19 protein-coding genes, 3 tRNA genes and 1 other RNA gene are annotated in these 20,349 nt (G+C 54.5%); 9 read left to right on the plus strand and 14 right to left on the minus strand.

The window, feature by feature from the left end; all coding sequences use genetic code 11:
• Nucleotides 1-8: 8 nt before the first annotated feature.
• The 8 genes from ACH518_RS08805 to ssrA all read right to left on the minus strand — a co-directional run bounded on the left by ACH518_RS08805 (nucleotide 9) and on the right by ssrA (nucleotide 7,697).
• On the minus strand, nucleotides 9-1,301 hold the full coding sequence (locus tag ACH518_RS08805) for a type II toxin-antitoxin system HipA family toxin (RefSeq protein WP_445372608.1): 1,293 nt from the start codon (nucleotides 1,299-1,301) through the stop codon (nucleotides 9-11).
• Entirely contained in the window at nucleotides 1,291-1,584 is a 294-nt protein-coding gene (locus ACH518_RS08810) for a helix-turn-helix domain-containing protein (protein WP_445372609.1), read from the minus strand. Before ACH518_RS08810 ends, ACH518_RS08805 begins: the two co-directional genes overlap by 11 nt.
• Before the next feature lie 254 nt (nucleotides 1,585-1,838).
• Nucleotides 1,839-3,722 (minus strand): restriction endonuclease subunit S, encoded by a 1,884-nt coding sequence (locus ACH518_RS08815; protein WP_445372610.1) that lies wholly within the window; start codon nucleotides 3,720-3,722, stop codon nucleotides 1,839-1,841.
• The gene (locus tag ACH518_RS08820; RefSeq protein ID WP_445372611.1) at nucleotides 3,713-4,135 is read right to left on the minus strand and encodes an HI0074 family nucleotidyltransferase substrate-binding subunit; all 423 of its coding nucleotides are present in this window, start codon (nucleotides 4,133-4,135) and stop codon (nucleotides 3,713-3,715) included. The genes ACH518_RS08815 and ACH518_RS08820 overlap by 10 nt, the downstream gene beginning before the upstream one ends.
• A 24-nt stretch (nucleotides 4,136-4,159) precedes the next feature.
• On the minus strand, nucleotides 4,160-6,325 hold the full coding sequence (locus ACH518_RS08825) for an N-6 DNA methylase (protein ID WP_445372612.1): 2,166 nt from the start codon (nucleotides 6,323-6,325) through the stop codon (nucleotides 4,160-4,162).
• A gap of 64 nt (nucleotides 6,326-6,389) precedes the next feature.
• Complete coding sequence (locus ACH518_RS08830) at nucleotides 6,390-6,848, minus strand: hypothetical protein (protein WP_445372613.1); 459 nt, start codon at nucleotides 6,846-6,848, stop codon at nucleotides 6,390-6,392.
• Nucleotides 6,845-7,153, minus strand: coding sequence for a nucleotidyltransferase domain-containing protein (locus ACH518_RS08835; protein ID WP_445372614.1), 309 nt, complete (start codon nucleotides 7,151-7,153; stop codon nucleotides 6,845-6,847). The genes ACH518_RS08830 and ACH518_RS08835 overlap by 4 nt, the downstream gene beginning before the upstream one ends.
• Before the next feature lie 163 nt (nucleotides 7,154-7,316).
• Nucleotides 7,317-7,697, minus strand: a transfer-messenger RNA (tmRNA) gene (gene ssrA, locus ACH518_RS08840).
• 245 nt (nucleotides 7,698-7,942) lie between these two features.
• On the opposite strand from ssrA, the gene ACH518_RS08845 reads away from it, so the two are divergent.
• The 4 genes from ACH518_RS08845 to trxC all read left to right on the plus strand — a co-directional run bounded on the left by ACH518_RS08845 (nucleotide 7,943) and on the right by trxC (nucleotide 10,687).
• Nucleotides 7,943-8,887, plus strand: a complete 945-nt coding sequence (locus ACH518_RS08845) for a DnaJ C-terminal domain-containing protein (RefSeq protein ID WP_445372615.1) — start codon at nucleotides 7,943-7,945, stop codon at nucleotides 8,885-8,887.
• Between the two features lie 3 nt (nucleotides 8,888-8,890).
• Nucleotides 8,891-9,202 (plus strand): chaperone modulator CbpM, encoded by a 312-nt coding sequence (locus ACH518_RS08850; protein WP_445372616.1) that lies wholly within the window; start codon nucleotides 8,891-8,893, stop codon nucleotides 9,200-9,202.
• A 2-nt stretch (nucleotides 9,203-9,204) separates the two neighbouring features.
• Nucleotides 9,205-10,155, plus strand: coding sequence for a zinc metalloprotease HtpX (locus tag ACH518_RS08855; protein ID WP_445372617.1), 951 nt, complete (start codon nucleotides 9,205-9,207; stop codon nucleotides 10,153-10,155).
• A 97-nt stretch (nucleotides 10,156-10,252) separates the two neighbouring features.
• Nucleotides 10,253-10,687 (plus strand): thioredoxin TrxC, encoded by a 435-nt coding sequence (gene trxC / locus ACH518_RS08860; protein WP_445372618.1) that lies wholly within the window; start codon nucleotides 10,253-10,255, stop codon nucleotides 10,685-10,687.
• A 9-nt stretch (nucleotides 10,688-10,696) separates the two neighbouring features.
• Here the strand turns inward: trxC and ACH518_RS08865 are convergent, their stop codons facing one another.
• Nucleotides 10,697-11,107 carry a hypothetical protein gene (locus tag ACH518_RS08865; RefSeq protein ID WP_445372619.1) on the minus strand — a complete coding sequence of 137 codons (411 nt, stop codon included), beginning with the start codon at nucleotides 11,105-11,107 and terminating at the stop codon, nucleotides 10,697-10,699.
• Between the two features lie 89 nt (nucleotides 11,108-11,196).
• On the opposite strand from ACH518_RS08865, the gene cysD reads away from it, so the two are divergent.
• The 5 genes from cysD (at nucleotide 11,197) to ACH518_RS08890 (ending at nucleotide 16,007) form a co-directional block, all read left to right on the plus strand.
• Nucleotides 11,197-12,105 (plus strand): sulfate adenylyltransferase subunit CysD, encoded by a 909-nt coding sequence (gene cysD / locus ACH518_RS08870; RefSeq protein ID WP_445372620.1) that lies wholly within the window; start codon nucleotides 11,197-11,199, stop codon nucleotides 12,103-12,105.
• 40 nt (nucleotides 12,106-12,145) lie between these two features.
• Nucleotides 12,146-12,349, plus strand: coding sequence for a hypothetical protein (locus ACH518_RS08875; RefSeq protein WP_445372621.1), 204 nt, complete (start codon nucleotides 12,146-12,148; stop codon nucleotides 12,347-12,349).
• Nucleotides 12,350-12,658, plus strand: coding sequence for a hypothetical protein (locus ACH518_RS08880; RefSeq protein ID WP_445372622.1), 309 nt, complete (start codon nucleotides 12,350-12,352; stop codon nucleotides 12,656-12,658).
• 37 nt (nucleotides 12,659-12,695) lie between these two features.
• Complete coding sequence (gene cysN / locus ACH518_RS08885; protein ID WP_445372623.1) at nucleotides 12,696-14,321, plus strand: sulfate adenylyltransferase subunit CysN; 1,626 nt, start codon at nucleotides 12,696-12,698, stop codon at nucleotides 14,319-14,321.
• A gap of 93 nt (nucleotides 14,322-14,414) precedes the next feature.
• Nucleotides 14,415-16,007 carry a tetratricopeptide repeat protein gene (locus ACH518_RS08890; RefSeq protein WP_445372624.1) on the plus strand — a complete coding sequence of 531 codons (1,593 nt, stop codon included), beginning with the start codon at nucleotides 14,415-14,417 and terminating at the stop codon, nucleotides 16,005-16,007.
• A 169-nt stretch (nucleotides 16,008-16,176) separates the two neighbouring features.
• Here the strand turns inward: ACH518_RS08890 and ACH518_RS08895 are convergent.
• The 5 genes from ACH518_RS08895 to ACH518_RS08915 all read right to left on the minus strand — a co-directional run bounded on the left by ACH518_RS08895 (nucleotide 16,177) and on the right by ACH518_RS08915 (nucleotide 20,231).
• Nucleotides 16,177-16,252, minus strand: a tRNA-His gene (locus ACH518_RS08895).
• 20 nt (nucleotides 16,253-16,272) lie between these two features.
• Nucleotides 16,273-16,349, minus strand: a tRNA-Arg gene (locus ACH518_RS08900).
• A gap of 6 nt (nucleotides 16,350-16,355) precedes the next feature.
• Nucleotides 16,356-16,432 (minus strand) — tRNA-Pro (locus ACH518_RS08905).
• A gap of 188 nt (nucleotides 16,433-16,620) precedes the next feature.
• Nucleotides 16,621-18,858, minus strand: coding sequence for a DNA topoisomerase IV subunit A (gene parC, locus ACH518_RS08910; RefSeq protein ID WP_445372625.1), 2,238 nt, complete (start codon nucleotides 18,856-18,858; stop codon nucleotides 16,621-16,623).
• Nucleotides 18,859-18,977: 119 nt separating this feature from the next.
• A complete protein-coding gene (locus ACH518_RS08915) occupies nucleotides 18,978-20,231 on the minus strand; it encodes an RNA polymerase sigma factor (RefSeq protein ID WP_445372626.1) in 1,254 nt (417 codons plus the stop codon).
• Nucleotides 20,232-20,349 lie beyond the last annotated feature (118 nt).

A 20,349-nucleotide genomic window follows, 5' to 3' on the forward strand; every position in this document is an offset into this window, starting at 1 on the left:
CATCCGTTTCAAGAGGCCAGCAAAGCCTTATTGGCTTGCCAAACCGCGTTTAATTGCCGGGTAATCAGCGTTATCGTTTGCCTGTCAACCTCCAGCGCCCTGGCAGCCTCAGCAAAACCGGCTACCGCATCGACGACTTCCGCAATCGCTTGCTGCGCCCGTTTCCAGTTGGCAAACCCGGCATGGCGGGCCAGCGCCTGCACGGCGCTCAGCGGAGGATTTTTTCCGTAGCCCGCAAATGCCGTGGCATGTTCGCCATACGGATGCGGACTAAAGGTCACATCATAAAACGGTGCCAAGCGCCAAGCGCCGCTGTCATCCTGCAAAAAGGCCCAGTTTTTACTGTGATCGTCCTGATTACAGGCAAACAAATTAAACAACGCCCGCCGAAATTGCCGTTGCCCCAGCACAGGCGATTTGCACAACTGGCGGCTGGCCTTAATCAAATCGGCATAATCCAGGCTGGGGCTGCGAAAATCGGCATCCAACAAACCGCAAGCACTGTGTAAATGATAACGCCCGGCCTGATGCCCTGCGCGCTCCAGCCAATCAAAGCGTTTTAACGCCAACCAGGAACGCGACCCACGATGGGTAGGCATGTGTAACAACTGCCATTCCGGCGGCTCAAGCTGTGCCCGCTGCGCCAACTGCAAATACGCAGCTTCGCATAAACCCTCCGCATGCCCCAACGGCAGACTTTGTGACGTGAACTTTACCAGCCACGCCTCATCGCCCGGCTGAGGCCGCGTCCGCCACTGTTGCGGCTGATCCGCTGATCGAAACAGTTGCGCCTTGGGTCTGGCACCACCCGAACTGCCTACCGCCACCAACTCGGCCAGCACCTGCTCGGTTTCCCCCTCAAACAGCGTCTGCGCCTCAACACCCAAGCTCGCCAAATCAATCGCCTCGTCGGTGTCAGGCAGCCAATCCGCTACCGGCTCAAAACTCAGCGCCCCCATGCCGTGTTGCCCGACAAACGCCAGCCGGTCCATCGCGGTCACTTGCGCAGCCAAAATACCGTGCTGCCTAAATACCCGATCTTGTAACAGCAATCCCCAACCATCCGGCAGGCAATCGGCAAACACCCCGTGCAGGCCTTGATGCGGCTCAGCCGGTGCCCGCTGTAATTGCGTATCCGGCGTTAAAGTAAACGGCGACAGGTTGCCGTAGCGTTCAAGGTACTTGGCATCGTATTGAAAAAACACCCCCTGGCGATTTTGCGCCAGTACCCCCACCGCCACCGAATCGCCAGTAGACAAGGTGCGGCGAATATCCAGCTTTTGGATGGGCTTAAAACGCATCGTTCAGCACCTCAGCAATCGAACTGGGCATTGCCCGGCCCTTGCTTGCGGGCTGAGTCAAGGCATACAAACGCTGCAAATCATCCAGGCATTGCCAAAGCAGCAGCAATTGCCGAAAAGCAATCTGCCCGGTGCGTTCGAACTTCTTGATGGTCGCCGCAGGCACACCGCTACGCTCGGCCAGCGCCTCTCTCGACCATTTCGCCTGTTCACGCAGGCCGCGCAAATGCGCAGCAAACGCCTGCTGTACCTCCGCCTCATCCAACAATAACAATCGACGCATGACTTTTGAACGTTATGGATATAATGGTATCCATTATAGGCGATATGGGTATGAATTGGACATGATTGTGTCCATTTATACAGTTCCCTCACCCTCACCCTAGCCCTCTCCCAGAGGGAGAGGGAATAAACCGATTCCTTGTTCCAGGGTGTGTCGTAAAAGTCTCTTCTCGCAGCGGAAACTGTTGTAAAAACGCCCTCTCCCTTTGGGAGAGGGTTGGGTGAGGGGAAATAAAAACGACCAAATTTGAATAATTACAAATTGCTCAGATTAATTTCGCCGGAGAGGAGTTTGGGTAAAAGCGAATCTCGCACTTTAGACAAAAAATTTTGTTGGTAACAGTTTGCCAAAATTTCTGAAATCATAGGTTCAACCACCAGGGCAAAATGTTGTAACACCTTAACATCAGGCTTAATTATTTCAATTTTAGAAAAGTTTCCAGTATTTAAATTTAACGTTGCACTTCCACCGCTAGCCAAGTCATGAAGTTGAGCTTTAAGGTCTGACATTGAGAAATACAAATAAGCCATAAAATTTTTATCAGAGGGAACAATGCTATTAATTTGTTGATTTGTGTAGCTGTCTTCGCACGTTATAAGAACTTGTCCGACTGTTGCAATACAGCTAACGCAAATGCTTCCTTTAGGAAGACGTTTTTTAATTTGCGATTTAGCTCCAGAAAATGTAAGGGTATCTGTTGTTTCGACAGCAAACATTGTCCCGTGCATATCTGGTATTTTGATAAATGGAATATCCCCTCCGTAATATTCATTTTTTATTGTTGGCGGTGTTTTGCCACATATAATTTCGCCCCAAGATGATAATGGAGCAATATCCCACCCCTCCGGTATTTTTCCCAACTCAGAATCCACCAAGGCATCGGGGAATAAGGCGGCGGTGGTTTTGAGTTGTTGCAGGGTTTGCGGGTCGAGTTGGGCGAGTTGTTCCGGGGTTTTGCCGCTGATGGCGCAGATGGCGGCTTGTTCGGCGAGTTCTTGGCCCCTCGCCCCAGCCCTCTCCCGGAGGGAGAGGGAGCTTAAAGCGGCGACTTTGGCTTTCACCGGTTCAAAATCGACAAACCAGCTTTTAAAAATGGCTTGGGCAATTTGTTCCAGGGTGTGGTTGGTTTGGCGGTTGAGTTCGATTTTGTTATCAATCGCAAGTAAGTGTTTTATGACTTCCTTTTGCTCTGTAATAGATGGAATATCAACTTCCATTTTTCCAACTCTGGATATATAAATGTGTTTTATTACTGTTCCATCAGCGTCACCTATTAACTCTTGTTGATATTTTGGGGTGGACAACAAGTAATAAAGATATTCAGATAAAATCTTTTCATTTGGCCTTAATACCGCAACAGACTGATTTATACATATATTATTTTCTTTAACAATTGCCAAACGCCCCAATGTTCCATCTTTAGTTAGCAAAACATCTCCAACTTTAGGCCTGCTTTTATTTGTTAATTCGTTATCAAAAGCATATTGCGTAGTTTTTCTTGCAGTATTGAAATTAATTTTGCCGTCAACAACATCCTTAGCTGTAATTTTCCAGGGGCCATCTTTGGCATCAGGCATTGGATTTGTGAATCCATAGGTAACAAGCTCTAAATAATCATCAAGGGTAGTGCCGTAGGTTGGGGTGAGCGTGCGAGCCCCAACACTGGCTTGCTCATTCATTGGGGTTCGTTCCTCACCCCAACCTACGATGTGTGACGTTTGGTTGATGGTAGACGCTTTAGGTGGACGATCATCTGTTTTTGATGTGTTGTTTTTTAACTTATCGGTAGACCGATCAGAATTTATTACCAAACCCTTTTCAAGATAATGGCCCTCCACCAAAACCACATACCCCTCCTGAATATTCCGCTGAATATTTTCCGGCAGCTTATCCCACACCAATAAATCCACCCGAAACGGCAAGTTGCTTTCTTCAAAGGCTTCTTTCAGGGCGGAAACCTGCGGGGCTTGCTGTGGGGTGGCGAAGGCGACTAGGTCCAGGTCGGAGTTGGATCGGGTGGTCCATTTAACGCGCGAGCCAAACGCCCAAATCGGGGTATTGGGGAGGTGTTGCTGGATTAAATCGAGAACAAGCCGGCGTTGTTCAGCGCTTATATCGATGCTGGCAGTTATTCCCATGTGTTACCTGTCATGGTTTGATAAAGGCCAATGGCATCGTCGATAAAGTCGTTCAGCAGCGCCAGGCATTGTGCGGCTTTTTTTTCGTCGTAATCATGGGCGGTATTGACTCGGGTGTCGGCATAGTTAAGCCATTGCTCAATCGGCGAGGCAAAAAGCTGATTCTCGAACGCCAATCTCAGGATGGGCTTGGGGCTATTCGGTACTTCAGGGATACCCAATTCTTCCACTAAATAACGCTTTAACGTTTTCCACAAGGTGTCATAACAGGTTTCAAAACGCTGAATGGTAGATTCGGCGATGCCCTCTTTATCCAATTCGCTGAGTTCGTCTCGATATTGGGCATTGCAATAATTTTCATACTGCAATTCCAGATGTTTCAGGGATTTTTGTAGTTTGCTGTAATCGATCATCACCGTCTCCCAATCAAAGCGTTATCACAGCTCATACCCCAACCCCGCCAAGTTCTTTTTAATCTCAGCCTCCAGCTTATCGCTCTGTTCAAACTGGCTTTTCAGCTGTGCCGTCAAGCGTGCCATTTTATCGGCAAAAGCTTCATCATCTTCTTCCACGTCCGCCGCACCAACATAGCGACCTGGGGTCAACACGTAATCGTGTTTTTGTACTTCCCCCAAATCAACCGACTTACAAAAACCAGCAACATCCAAATAAGCCCCAATCGCTGAAGCCTCCGCAGAATAAGCCCTCTCCCCCCGGGAGAGGGTTTGGGTGAGGGCTTGATAAATCACCTCCAACACGCTTTCCGTTTCCTGTAACACCTGCCGATTATCAAACCGCAACACACGAATACCCTGCTGCTCAAGATACTGGGTGCGCTGAGCATCATTTTCTAAGCCTTGCTCAGTAAAATGCTGACCACCATCCAGTTCAATGACCAATTTCTGTTCATGACAATAAAAATCAGCAATGTAGTTGCCAATCGGGTGTTGGCGCCTGAATTTGGCATCGGCGATTTGGCGATTGCGCAGTAATTGCCAGATGAGTTGCTCGGCATCGGTTTGGTTTTTTCTGAGTTCTCTGGCGAATTCCAGGAGTTTGGGCGGTGTGGGTGGTTTTTTATGTTCGCCCTCACCCCGGCCCTCTCCCGGGGGGAGAGGGGGATTCATTTGCCAGTTGTGGTAGGTTTGGGTGATTTTGTTTAAATCGTCCTGGCTAAAGTCGCGCAATACGCGGTCTTTCATGTAGCCCAGATTGCGGGCATCGATGAACAGGATTTCGCCTTTGCGGTCGCGCAAGGTTCTGCCGCTGGCGGAGGTGCGCGGGCCTTTGTTTTTGGTTAAAAACCAGATGCAGGCGGGGATTTGGGTGTTGGTGAACAATTGGCCGGGCAAGGCGACCATACATTCCACCAAGTCGTTTTCGATCAGCGCTTTGCGGATTTCGCCTTCGTTGTTGGTGTTGGAACTCATGGAGCCGTTGGCCAGCAACAAGCCCATGCTGCCGTTGGGCGCGAGGTGATAGAGCATGTGTTGCAGCCAGGCAAAGTTGGCGTTGCCGCTGGGCGGTTTGCCGTATACCCAGCGCGGGTCGTCGTCACTGACGCCGGTATCCCACTCGCGCATGTTGAACGGCGGGTTGGCCATCACAAAATCGGCGCGTAAATCGGGGTGTTGGTCGTTGGTGTAGGTGTTGGCGGGTTCTTTGCCAAAGTTAAAGTCGATGCCACGGATCACCATATTCATGGCGGCCAGTTGCCAAGTGGTGTGGTTGTATTCTTGGCCGTAAATGGACACGTCGCCAATGCGGCCTTGATGCTCGCGGATAAAGCTTTCCGATTGCACAAAAAAGCCGCCGCTGCCCATCGCCGGGTCGTAGACGCGGCCTTTAAACGGTTCCAGCATTTGCACGATCAGGCTGACGATGGATTTGGGCGTGTAAAACTGCCCGCCTTTTTTGCCTTCGGCCAAAGCAAATTGGCCGAGAAAATATTCGTAAACATGACCGAGAATGTCTTTGCTGCTGAGGCTGGCGTGTTTAAACGGTATGGTGGCGATCAGGTCAATCAGTTCACCCAGTTTGGCAGGGTCGATTTGCAGGCCGGTATAGCGTTTGTTGAGGATGCCTTTGAGTTTGGCGTTGTCCTGTTCGATGGCTTCCAGCGCGTGGTCGATTAGCTGCCCGACCGAGCTAATGCGGGTGCACAGACGTTTTTCGGTTTCGTCTTCCGGCGCTTGGATCAGTACCTCACCGGCTTTGCTTAGCCAAATGACGCTGTTAATGACGACTTTGTTCTGGTTTTGCAAGAACTCCCAGCGTGCCACTTTCGGCACCCAAAATACGTTGGTTTCAGCGTAGTAGTCGCGTTGTTCCAGTTCGGCGTTGATTTCGGCTTGGTAATCGGCGCTGTCCTCGCCGCCAAAGTCGGCGGGGTCCAGGTAGTATTCGTGGTCCGGGTTTTTAAATTGCTCGGTAAGCTCAGCGCGGCGAATATCAAACGAGTCGCTGACGTATTTTAAAAAGATCAAACCCAGTACCGTGTGTTTGTATTGCGCGGCATCCAGCGTGGAGCGCAGCTTGTCGGCGCTGGTCCAGAGTTTTTTATCGAGGTTGTTTAAAAACTGTTGTTCGTCGGTGTTGACCATGGGTATTCGATATTTTTTAAAGTGGCCGCGAAGTCTAGTGGGATTAATCGGTGTTTACGAAAAACTACAAATAAGGTTGGACGAAACGTTTCACTGAATCCAGCACATCGAGAAGGGAGGCTGTTAGATCAAGCGCCTTGTTGATGATTTCCGCTTTGAGTTCAGGATCATCAGGGTAATCATGTGCAAAGGCGTTTTTGACTTCACGCAGCAGCAACCAATCATCCGTCGATGGAATCGCGCCAATTTTTTCAAGGCGATGCAATTTGTCTATAAATGCTTTTAACTCGCCGGGTTCTTTGGCCAGTTCTAACACCGCCGGAAACAGCTTGGCGCTCATTGCATCCCGCAATTTCCCAAATCGGACAGAAAATTGATCCAGGACGGCAATCTCAGTATCGGTCAAACGACTTAAGCCATGTTCGTCAAATGGGGCACGACATTGCAGTTGACTGACAGCCCAGCGCAACCTGTCGGCAGGACGGTCACAGATTTTTAATATCTCTTGTATGGCTGTAATCACTGCAATTGAATCCCGGTTTGCTTGGCAATTTGATAGGTCGGTAACTCAATCGAGCCATTGGCCTTACGCAACACCGCGTCGATTTTTTGATCACCGAGTCGTTTGTGTAAATAACGCAGAAACTTCAATTTGCTGGTGATTAAGTCCGCCGCCGATTGCGCCTGGACCTCAATATAGAGGTCGATATCGCCACCTTTCTCGTCATCCCGGACTCTTGAGCCAAACAACCAGGCATGGGCGTCTTCACCGAAGTTGCATAGGACGCTTTCACGTATTGCTTGGACTTGAGATTGTGATAACCGCATGGTGTATCGCTCCTTTAACCGCATCCGTAAGCCTTTCGGGCATGCAATAAAGAATAAAGGCTGTTGCCATGATTTTAATAGACCACACCGGGCATAAAAAACCCCGCGAAGCTAGATACTTCGCAGGGTTCGGTACGTCTTGGGTATTTCTGGTACTAATAATTGGTGGAGGTGGGGGGAATTGAACCCCCGTCCGCAAGCACTCCGCCACAAGCTCTACATGCTTATCCCGCGCTTTTAATTTAACTGTTGACTACCCGTCGGGCCAAGAGGATCAACAGCGATTTCGATTGGATTTAGCGCTTCAGGCTCCGAACTAAGCCCTGGCGCGATCTTATGTAATATGATCCCTGAGCGTTCCCCGAGAGGAACTCCAGACGCATAAGTACATCTGGTCAGAGAAGTGGTGCAGGTTTTAAGCTGCTAAGGCCACTGAGTAGTTTTCGTCGTTTGCGAATACTTGTTTTCAGTAGGTTTTACGAGCTGTACTGTGCTCGGCATGCACCTGAGGTTTTGCTACCCACGTCGAAGCCATGTCACCCCCGGAACCTTCATTCTATCAAATCGATAAAAGAATTGCTGCGTAAGATGGGTGCTGATCCGATTGGTTCAAGCCGTTTGCGCTTCAAGCCAGGTTCTTGATTTTTATTCGAATGGCCGACATTTCATTTCTCGATGATCGGGCCGGGAGGAGGGTGGTCCGCATTTGCCGATTGTCCATCCGATCGCTATCGGTTATAAGAACCCGGCTCAGCTGAGTTTGGCGGCTTCAGTCACTGGAGGCGTGGCGTGCAATACAAAGATTATTACCAGATTTTGGGCGTCGGCCGCGATGCGGCTTTGGCCGATATCAAAAAGGCCTATCGTAAATTAGCCCGTAAATACCATCCGGACATTTCCAAAGAGCCGGATGCCGAAGCGCGGATGAAGGAAGTCAACGAGGCATATGCCGTCTTGTCCGACACCGAGAAACGCGCGGCCTACGATCAACTCGGCCGTGGTTACCGGTCCGGCCAGGAGTTTCATCCGCCGCCGAACTGGGACGCCGGCTTCGAGTTTTCCAGCGGCGATACGGCCGATTTCGGCGATTTTTTCAGTCAGTTGTTCGGCCGCATGGGCGCGGGCGGCCGCGGCGGTCCGTTCGAAGCTCACGCCGGTAGTTTTCAGGCCCAGGGCGAGGATCATCACGCCAAAGTATTGCTCGATATCGAAGACGCTTTTCATGGCGCCAGTCGTCAGATCAGTTTGCGGGTGCCGGCGATGGATGCCGGCGGCCACGTTACACTGAACACCCGCACCTTGAACGTCAAAATCCCCAGGGGCGTCTACGAAGGCCAGATCATTCGCCTGGCCGGTCAGGGCTCGCCGGGCGTCGGCAACGGCAAGTCCGGCGACCTGTTGCTGGAAGTCCATTTCAATCCGCATCCGCAACTGCGCGTCGATGGTAACAATCTGCATATGACTTTGGCGGTGACGCCATGGGAAGCGGCACTCGGCGCGGTGTTGCCGGTCAATTTGTTCGAGACCGGGTTGAAAGTGCGGATTCCGGAGGGTACTCAGAGCGGCCAGCAATTGAGGGTGCGCGGCAAGGGTATCCCCAGCGCGACGCCCGGCGATTTGCTGTTGGATATACACGTGGTTCTGCCGCCGGCCAACACCGCCAAAGCCAGAGAACTTTACCAAACCATGGCGCGCGAATTGGCTTTCGATCCGCGCGCCGCACACGGGAGCTGAGTCATGTCTGGATCGTTGACCGCCATCGCCATAGACGCCATTCTTGAAGAGCACGGCCTGACGTTACGGCAACTTGCCGCGTTGGCCGCGGTGGATCACGAATGGATCAGCCACCACGTTGCGGAGGGCTTGCTGACGCCAAGCCGACACGGCGAAGAGTGGCGTTTCTCCAGTGCCACGCTGCTGCGGGTAAAGCGTATCGCTAACATCGAGCGCCAGTTCGAGGCGATACCGGAACTGGCCGCGCTGGTCGCCGACATGCAGGAAGAAATCGACGACCTGCGGCGCCGTCTCCGCCGCGCCGGCTTGGAGTAGTCATGAATCGCGCTATTCGCCGCAGCCATCGCTGGCTGAATCGGCTGCAAACCGTTTTATTGGTTGCCGCGTTGTTGGGTATTTGCGCGCTGGCCGGCAGTCTGTTATTCGGCGACGACGGTATCTGGATGGCCCTGGCGGCGGCCGGCTTCGGTTTGTTGATTACACCCAGCACCGCTTGGCGTCTGACCTTGAGTTTTTATCGGGCCCGGCCGATTTATCCGCAAGAAGCCCCGGTACTTTGGCAAATGCTGGAAACGCTGGCCGAACGTGCCGAACTGCCCAGCGCACCGACGCCTTACTTCTTCCCCAGTCCGGTCATCAACGCCTTTGCCGTGGGCAGCCGTAAGCAATCGGCGATCGCGCTGAGCGACAGCCTGTTGCAGCGCCTATCGACCCGAGAACTGGCGGGTGTGTTGGCCCACGAAATCTCGCATATTGCCAACAATGATTTGCGGGTGATGAGTCTGGCTGATGCGGTTAGCCGTATCACTGCGGTGTTTGCGAGTTTAGGGCAATTGTTTCTACTGCTAAGTATTCCGGCCATGCTGTTTGCCGATGTCGTATTCGAGTTTAACTGGCCGGCGATACTGCTATTGTTGTTTTCGCCGCACTTGGCTCTGCTGGCGCAACTGGGCTTGTCCCGTACTCGCGAATACGACGCCGATTTGAATGCGGCCATGCTGACCGGCGACCCGCTGGGTTTGGCGCAAGCGCTGGCCCATATCGAACAAGCCAGCAAGGGCTGGCTGGCCGTGTTGTTTCCCGGTTGGGGCAACCCGGAACCTTCCTGGCTGCGCACCCATCCGCCGACCGAAGAACGGATTCGTCGGCTACAGGCCTTGGTGCCGGCGGCGCCGAGTCACTGGCTGGACTATGCACCGTTACTGGGTTACCGCGTAATTCCGGCACGGCGGGCGCCGCGCTGGCGAATCGGCGGTTTGTGGCGATAATTTCGATCGGCCTCTTGTTTTTAGCAGCACCGCCCTAAGTTTAAGCGGCAATCCCTTCGCCGCCGCGAAGGCTACCCGTCCCTATTCCGAGGCCAATATGAGCGAATCGATTCACCTAGCCTGCCCGCATTGCGCGGCCATCAACCGCCTGCCTGCCGCACGGCTGGCTCAGCACCCAAAATGCGGCCAATGCCATCAAGCGCTGTTTACCGGCCATCCGCTGGAATTGACCGCCGCCAATTTCGACAAACATCTGCGTTCGAGCGAGATACCGCTGCTGGTGGATTTTTGGGCGGCTTGGTGCGGGCCTTGCCGGATGATGGCGCCGGCCTTTGCCCAGGCGGCCGGCTTATTGGAACCGACGATGCGCCTGGGAAAAATCGACACCGAAGCCCAGGCCGAGTTGAGCGCGCATTACCAGATCCGCAGCATCCCGACGCTGATGTTGTTCAAGGGCGGCCGCGAAATTGCCCGCCAGGCCGGGGCGATGTCAGCCCAAGACATCGTGCGCTGGGCAAAAAGTCACGCTTGAACTGATTTGTTACGGCAATTGTTTCAGCGGAATTTGAAAACGTTGCCGGGCAATGTCGCCAATCCGGCCGCTGTAACGGCTCAAATACAAATCCCGGCCGCAGACGTGCGGTAAAGCCGAACAGCGGCCTGTCACCGCAAATCGCTCGCCGGCCAAACGAAAGGTCAGCGGTACGCAATCGTCGCGCAAAATCGGCCCGGCCATCTGCAAGTCGAGGCGTTGTTCGAAGTGTTCGTAAAGCAGCGTATCGGCTTCCAAGCTCAGCTCGGCCAGCACGATGCGGTCGTCGTCACCAATGCTGCCGAATATCGTGCAACGGCATTCGCGCAGGTCATCCAGTAAGCATTCCGCCAACTTTGCCAGTGTCGGCCGGCCGGCGATTGCTGCCCGTAGAGTTTCCAAGCCGTGGTACTGTCTCATAAGCTTTGCCGATGGCGTCGATAGGGGTTTGCCATTAAAATAGCGCACTAACCTTTGCATGCAAACAGGCCGCGCGCCCCGGATAATTGATGACCGATTATAAACTGACCCACCTGAAACAGCTCGAAGCCGAAAGTATCCACATCATCCGCGAAGTGGCGGCGGAATTCGAAAAGCCCGTCATGCTGTATTCCATCGGCAAGGACTCGGCGGTCATGCTGCATCTGACCCGCAAAGCCTTCTTTCCCGGCAAGCCGCCGTTCCCGTTGTTGCACGTCGATACCACCTGGAAATTCCGGGAAATGATCCAATTCCGTGATCAACTGGCGAAAGACCTGGGCTGGGATTTGATCGTCCACATCAACCAGGAAGGCGTCGCGCAGGGTATCGGCCCGTTCACCCACGGCAGTAAGAAGCATACCGACGTGATGAAAACCGACTCGCTGAAACAGGCCTTGAACAAATACCAGTTCGACGCCGCTTTCGGCGGTGCCCGCCGCGACGAGGAAAAATCCCGCGCCAAGGAGCGGGTTTACTCGTTTCGCGACAAGAACCACCGCTGGGACCCAAAAAACCAGCGCCCGGAGCTTTGGAACATCTACAACGGCAAGATCGACAAGGGCGAATCGATTCGGGTATTCCCGCTGTCCAACTGGACTGAATTGGATATCTGGCAATACATCCATCTGGAAAACATCCCCATCGTCCCGCTGTACTTCGCCAAGGAGCGCCCGGTGGTCAATAAGGATGGCATGCTGATCATGGTCGACGACGACCGCATGCCGATCGGCCCCGAAGACAAAGTTGAAATGAAAATGGTGCGCTTCCGCACCCTGGGCTGTTACCCACTGACCGGCGCCGTCGAATCGACCGCAACGACGTTGCCGGAGATCATTCAAGAAATGTTGCTGACCACCACGTCCGAGCGTCAAGGTCGCTTGATCGACCACGATCAGGCCGGATCGATGGAACAGAAGAAGCGGGAAGGGTATTTTTAACAGGAACCTTGCCAACCAGCAAAACTCGGTGGAAGCTTTCATGCAACTGCACGAAGAAATCCAACAGCACCTCGTGAATCTCGAACCCGGCCTGCAAGCCGAGGTACTGGATTTCGTGCTGTTTCTGGAACAAAAACAAAAGAAACAACAGTCTGACCAGCGCGTGACTGAAGCACAAGCCCTGCAAATTCATCAGCAGTTAATGAGCCAGTACGCCGATGCGTTTGCCAAGCTGGCCCAATAGATGGCCGAGTTGTTTTTCATCTCGAAAGCATTGGCGTTACAGATACATCGTCAACAGATAGAACGCTTTGGCGGTGCTTTGGGTATTCGAGACGAAGCGCTGTTGGCATCGGCGCTTGGTGCGGCACGGCAGACTTGGCATTACTGCGGCGATATCTTCCAGATCGCGGCCCAGTATTGTTATTCGCTGGCCAACCAAAAACGACCGACCATGGATAATGACCAGCTTTACGACTGGGGCATTAATACGGCAACCCAACAAGTCAGTCGCGAAGAACTGGCTGACTTTTTAAAACAGCATTGCGCGTAATACAACTTTCGAACAAATTTAGGCATTCAGGAAACCCATGTCCCATCAATCCGACCTCATCGCCACCGACATCAACGCCTACTTGGCGCAACACGAACGCAAGGAGTTGCTGCGATTTTTGACCTGCGGCAACGTCGACGACGGCAAGAGTACCTTGATCGGCCGCTTGTTGCACGACTCGAAGATGATCTACGAAGACCAGTTGGCCGCCGTACAGGCCGACAGCGTCAAGTCCGGTACCACCGGCGCCGGCAAGATCGACCTGGCCTTGTTGGTCGACGGTCTGCAGGCCGAGCGCGAGCAGGGCATCACCATCGACGTCGCTTACCGTTATTTCTCGACCTCGACCCGCAAATTCATCATCGCCGACACCCCCGGCCACGAGCAATACACGCGCAACATGGCCACCGGCGCCTCGACCTGCGATTTGGCGGTGATCCTGATCGACGCCCGTTACGGCGTGCAAACCCAAACCAAACGCCACAGTTTCATCGCCTCGCTGCTGGGCATCAAGCATATCATCGTCGCGGTCAACAAGATGGACTTGGTCGGCTACAGCCAGGAAACCTTTGAAAAGATTCGCGACGATTACATGGCTTTCGTCAAACATCTGGATTTGCATGATATCCATTTCATTCCGATGTCGGCTTTGGACGGCGACAACGTCGTCAACCCCAGCGCCAATATGCCTTGGTTCAGCGGCCTGCCGATGATGGAATTGCTGAATAGCATCGAAATCGCCAGCGACCATAATTTCGACGACGCCCGCTTTCCGGTGCAGTACGTCAACCGGCCGAATCTGGATTTCCGCGGCTTCTGCGGTACGGTCGCGTCGGGTATTTTCCATCAAGGCGATACGATTACCGCGCTACCGTCCGGCAAAACCAGCACGATTAAATCGATCGTGACTTTCGACGGCGATCTGCAACAAGCTTTCGCCGGCATGGCCGTGACCTTGACGCTGAACGACGAGATCGACATCAGCCGCGGCGACGTCATCCTGGGCCAGCAACAAACCACACCCAGCGTCGCCGATAAATTCAAGGCCAACATCGTCTGGATGACCGAACAAGCCATGTTGCCCGGCCGCCAGTACGTGATCAAGCTGGCCACCCGCAGCGTGTCCGGTTCGGTGGCGACGATTCACCATCGCATCGACGTCAACACCTTAGAACACCACGACACCGACGAATTGAAACTGAACGAAATCGGCCTGTGCACCGTGGCGGTCAACGCGCCGGTGGTGTTCGAACCCTATAAGCGCAATAAAGCCACCGGCTCATTCATCGTCATCGACCGTTTGACCAACGTCACTGTTGGCGCCGGCATGATCGTCGGCGATGCCAGCAAGGACGAATGGGCGCCGGTGACCGCAGAAGAACGCGCCAGCCGCTTCGGTCAAACCGCCACCATCGTCGCCCTCGCTGGCGCTGATGCCAAAACTATGGCTTATCATCTGGAGCGCCGCCTGTTCGACACCGGCCACGCCGCAACGGTATTGGAGCAAGCCGATTCGGCACTGGCCGCGGCGATTAAAAACGCTGGTTTGATCTGCTTGGCGGTAGGTTTCGCAGCCGATGCCGCCGATTTGGTCTTCGACGCTGACCAAATGAGCGTCGACGACATTTACGGCGCATTGAAACAGCGCGAAGTGGTGCGTTAAATCCGTTTGCCGCCAGGTCTTGCGGCCTGGCGGTTGCCGGCGGCGAGTTTGCCGCTCAACCACCTGTAACCAGCACACGGGTATCGACTGACGATGAAAGCCCAGCCCAAACAACCGCAACCGGCGGAATTACAGGCCATCCATCAACTGTACCAGGCCGGCCAAATCCCGTTGGCGGAAACCAAGGCGCAAGGCTTGCTGAGCGCATTCCCCAAATCCTTGCCTTTACTGAATCTGTTGGGCATGTGCCAACAGGTGCAAGGCAAGTTGCGCGAGGCGGCGGCTAGCTTCCGCAAGATGATCGCCATCGATCCCAATATCGCCGAAATCCATTTCAACCTCGGCGCGATTTATACCCAACTCAACGACGCCAAAGGCGCCATCGCCGCTTACCACAAGGCGCTACAAACCAAGCCGGATCTGACCGTTGCTCATTTCAATTTGGGCGCGCTGTTGCAGCAGCAAAACCAATGGCAGGATGCAGCCAAGCATTATCGAACGGCCGTCGAGCAACAACCCGGTTATTACCAGGCTTGGGCCAATTGGGGCGCGGTGCTGCAAACGCTTGGCGACCTGAAAGCGGCCGAGCAATGTTACCGCAAAGCCCTGGAGATCAATGCCGATGCGCTGGGCTATTTCAATCTCGGCACCAATCTTTACGACCAGGGCGCGCACGGCCAAGCCATCGAAGCTTTCAAAGCAGCGTTGCGGCTGGATCCGCAATTCGCCGATGCCTGGAACGACCTGGGTGAAATTTACCGCGACCAAGGCAACATGGAGGAAGCGGTGCGTTGTTACCGCGCCGCGCTGCAAGCCAATCCCGAGCACGGCCGTGCCAATTACAATCTGGGCGAGAGTTATTGTTTGGGAGGCCAGTTCGAGCAGGCGATCCCTTGCTTCTCGGCGTCGGATTTCGCCGACGCTCAAGAGCGGGTGTTGTTGTGTTTGTATAAAACGCGTCAATTCGACGCGTTCAAACAGCGCCTGGATGAATTGATCGGCCAAGACCGCCACAACTCGGTATTGCTGGGCAGTTTGGCGACCCACTACGCCACCAATTTCCGGCAATCCGACGTGTACGGCTACTGTCGCGATCCGATGGCGTTTGTTCAGCACACCCGGATAGCCGAACTGACGGAACCCGGCAGCGCCTTGCTGAACCAATTGCTGGATGACGTCAAACACCTGGCCATCGCCGAACGCAAGCAGGGGCGTTTGTATTACGGCATGCAGTCGGCAGGAAATTTGTTACAGCGGCCGGAAGCCTCGTTTCAGCAGTTGGCGACACTGATCCGCGCCAAGGTCAAAGCCTACCAACAACACTTTGCCGGGAGTAATGACGCGTTGATTCGTTTGTTTCCCAAATCGCTGGAATTCGCCAGCTCCTGGTATTTGCGCATGGACCAGGGCGGCTATCTGACCTCACACATCCACGAAGAAGGCTGGATTAGCGGTTGCGTTTATTTGCAACTACCGGACAAATGCAACAACCATGAAGGCAGTTTCGAATACGGTACCGACGGCGATGACTACCCGCGGCTGCACGACGACTTTCCGACCCAAATCGTCGATCAACAAGTCGGCGATCTGGTGTTATTTCCATCTTCGTTGTTTCATCGCACAATTCCATTCAATTCCGACCAGGAACGAATTTGTATTGCATTTGACATTAAGCCGGATAGATAGGATTTAGAGTCTTGAAGCTACTGCAGGCGAAAACAAATCGTTTGCGGATACGGCTTGTTTTAGGTGGGGCAGGTGGGGGGCTTGTCTTTTTGAGCAGTTAAGTCAGGGCGCGGGCAAAATATTGGCCGGTGACTTGATTGGAACAAAGGCTTGACTTTCAAGAGTATGGTGGGGTGAACGATGGGGCTCGAACCCACGACAACCGGAATCACAATCCGGGGCTCTACCAACTGAGCTACGCTCACCATTATGATGATTTTTGCGATGGCACGCTTGGCAGGACTCGAACCTGCGACCCTCGGCTTAGAAGGCCGATGCTCTATCCGGCTGAGCTACAAGCGCAAATCTTGGTCGGGGTAGAGAGATTCGAACTCCCGACATTCTGCTCCCAAAGCAGACGCGCTACCAGACTGCGCTATACCCCGAATTGACCTTCTTTTTATCCCCGAAGAGCCTTGGCGCTTCAGAAAGATCGCCATCATAGGCTGTTATTCGAAGCGCGTCAACCACTTTTTAAATTAAGCCGGCTTTGCCTGTTTCCGATTCTCGGCGATATTGCAAAAAACTCATGTCGAAAAAAGTAGTAACTTTTTGAAAGAAATGGTTTTATCGGCTATTCGGCTACAAATTCCAGAGCATCGACTTTTTGGAATCCTCTCGGCAGAGATGCGCCGCGATTTGCGCGATTGCCGGCATACTGTTCGATATCGATTTTCTTCAATGTAACAAAACGTTTGCCGGAGACCACCTTAAGCTCGCCGTCCGCCGAAATCGCCGTGACAGCGACTACGGCATCTTTGCCGCTCGCCAAATCGGCGGTTGGGATTTGAATCAGCTTATTGCCTTTGCCTTTGGCCAGTTCCGGTAAATCCTGGACCGGGAAGATCAGCAGCCGGCCCTGTAACGTCGCTACTGCCAGCAAATCTCGTTCGGCCGGAATCGGAGTCGGGGTCAACACTTTGGATTTGTCCGGAACCGACAGTACCGCCTTGCCGGCCTTGTTTTTACTGTACAGCTCTTTCAATTGCACCCGAAAGCCGTAACCGGCGCTGCTGCCCATCAAGACCCAGTCGTCCGCTTGCCCGGTGAATACAGCGGTAAACAGGCTGCCCGGCGGCGGATTCAGGCGGCCGGTCAAAGGTTCGCCCTGGCTGCGTGCCGACGGCAAATCGTGCGTCGTGACGGTATAGACCCGGCCGGTCGAATCTAGTACGTAGGCCGGTTGCGTGGTGCGGCCCTTGGCCGACGACAGGTAGCCGTCGCCGGCGCGGTAACTCAAACCTTCGGCTTCGATATCGTAGCCCTTGGCTGCTCTGATCCAGCCCTTTTGCGAAAGGATCACGGTGACCGGTTCGTTGGCGATCAGTTCGGTGGTGTCCAGCGCTTGTGCCGCTTCGCGCTCGATGATCGGCGAGCGGCGGGCATCGCCGTATTTTTCGGCATCGCGTTCGATTTCCTTTCTAATCAACCGATTCAACAAATGCGCGGAGCCCAGGGTTTTCTCCAACGCCTGGCGTTCCTGTTCCAGTTCATCCTGCTCGCCGCGAATCTTCATTTCCTCCAGTTTGGCCAGATGGCGTAGCTTCAACTCCAAAATGGCTTCGGCTTGGACATCGGTCAACCCGAACCGCGCCATCAACACCGGTTTGGGATGGTCTTCGTGGCGGATGATGGCGATGACTTCGTCGATGTTCAGGTAGGCAATCAACAAGCCTTCCAGAATATGCAAGCGCGCCAACACCTTGTCCAAACGGTATTGCAAACGTCGACGCACGGTTTCGGTCCGGAATGTAATCCACTCGGTCAGGATTTGCCGCAGATTTTTCACTTGCGGCTTACCGTTCAGGCCGATCATGTTCAGGTTGACCCGGTAGTTTTTCTCCAGATCGGTGGTGGCGAATAGATGCGACATCACCGCGTCGACGTCGGTACGCTTGGTTTTGGGAATGATCAGCAGCCGGGTCGGATTCTCGTGGTCGGACTCGTCGCGCAGGTCCTCGATCATCGGCAGTTTTTTTGCCAGCATCTGCGCGGCAATCTGCTCCAGCAACTTGGCGCCGGAGACTTGGTGCGGCAGCGCGGTGATGACGATGTTGCCGTCTTCGACTTCGTATTTGGCCCGCATCTTCACCGAGCCGTTGCCGGTGGTGTAAAGCCGTTGAATGTCGGCGGCCGGGGTGACGATTTCGGCGTCGGTCGGAAAATCCGGGCCTTTGATGTGTGCCAACAAACCTTCCAGCGGCGTTTCCGGTTCGTCCAGCAGTTGCAGCACGGCGGCAGCGACTTCGCGCAAATTATGCGGCGGAATGTCGGTGGCCATGCCGACGGCGATGCCGGTGGTGCCGTTCAGCAGCACGTTGGGCAGGCGCGCCGGCAGCAAGGCCGGTTCCTGCAAGGTTCCGTCGAAATTGTCGACCCACTCCACCGTGCCCTGGCCCAACTCGCTGAGCAAGGTTTGGGCGTACGCGGTCAGCCTCGATTCGGTGTAACGCATTGCCGCGAACGATTTCGGATCGTCCGGCGAACCCCAGTTGCCCTGGCCGTCGATCAGCGGGTAGCGATAGGAAAAATCCTGCGCCATCAACACCATCGCTTCGTAACAGGCCGAATCGCCGTGCGGGTGGTATTTACCCAGCACGTCACCGACGGTACGGGCCGACTTTTTGTATTTGGCCAGTGCGGTCAGGCCCAGCTCGGACATTGCGTAGACGATGCGGCGTTGCACCGGTTTCAGACCGTCGCCGATATGCGGCAGGGCCCGGTCCAAAATCACATACATCGAGTAGTCGAGGTAGGCTTTTTCGGTGAAATCTTTTAAAGGGAGTTGTTCGAAGTTTTCTTGTGCACCCATGAATTGCTGACTTTCCTTGGAATGAGGCTCGGGACGGCGGATTTGCGGGCGCTACGATACCACACCGGCGCTAATTTAAACCGGCAATCGAATCCCACAGCATGATGCGCAGGATGGGATTAACCGTCAAGTTCGACGATCCTGCGCTGCAGAAAACGCTGTTCCGGCTCTTGTTTTGCCAATGCCAGCGCTTTTTGGTATGCGCCGAGTGCCGAGTCGGCTTGACCCAGCCGACGCAATAAATCGGCGCGAGCGGCATGGGCCAGATGGTAGTCGACCAAATCGCCAGCGGCGAGGATGGCGTCGATCAAAGCCAGGCCGGCAGCTGGGCCGTCGCGCATTGCAACGGCAACCGCGCGGTTCAATGCGACGACAGGCGACGGCGCCAGCTTCAGCAACACCTCGTATAAGCCGGCGATTTGCCGCCAGTCGGTAGCGGCTGCTTCGCTTGCGCCCGCATGCACCGCCGCGATAGCGGCTTGTAGGCTGTAGACGCCGAAACCCGGCTGGCGCAAGGCCTGTTCCACAAGTCGCAGGCCCTCGGCGATCAATTCGCGATTCCATAACCGCCGGTCCTGGTCTTCCAGCAAAACCAATTCGCCATCGGCGCCGCTGCGAGCCGCCCGGCGGGACTCGTGCAACAGCATCAATGCCAACAAGCCTTGTACTTCGGCTTCCGGTAATAATTCGAGCAATAGCCGGCCCAGCCGAATTGCTTCCGCCGACAAGTCGGGACGGTTAAGTTCCGGGCCGGACGACGCCGAATAGCCTTCGTTGAATACCAGATAAACCACCTGCAGCACCGGTGGCAAGCGCTCGGCCAGCTCGTCGGGTTCCGGCGTCCGGTAAGGAATTTTGGCATCGCGGATTTTGGCCTTGGCGCGGACGATGCGTTGCGCCAAGGTCGGCGTCGGCAACAAAAAAGCGCGGGCGATTTCCTCGGTGGCCAAGCCGCAGACTTCGCGCAGCGTCAGCGCGACTTGGGCTTCGGCCGCCAGCGCCGGGTGACAGCAGGTAAAAATCAGCCGCAGCCGGTCGTCCTCCGGGCCGTCGCCATCCGGATCGGGCGGCGCCGATTCGGTTTCGGCAATATCGGCCATGTCTGCGTGTAAGTCGTAGCGGCTTTGCCGGCGCAGTTTGTCGATGCCTTTGAAGCGGCCGGCGGAAACCAGCCAGGCGCGCGGATTGTGGGGAATGCCGGCATCCGGCCATTGCTCCAATGCGCTACGAAACGCATCGTGCAGCGCTTCCTCGGCGACGTCGAAATCGCCGAGCAGCCGAATCAACGTGGCAAATACCCGTCGCGATTCGGAGCGGTAAAGCCCATCGATATGGGCGCGGACGGCTGCGGCGGTTTCGGCGGTCGGATTCATGGCTGTTGACGATTCGGATTTCGCATATCGGCTGTAAAGGGCGTAGGCAGTATGGCGATTGGTGCTACATGCTACCAAACCAAGTCAGTGGATTTGGCAAAATCTGGCCGCGGCCGGT

The organism is Methylomonas sp. HW2-6 (assembly GCF_052474525.1).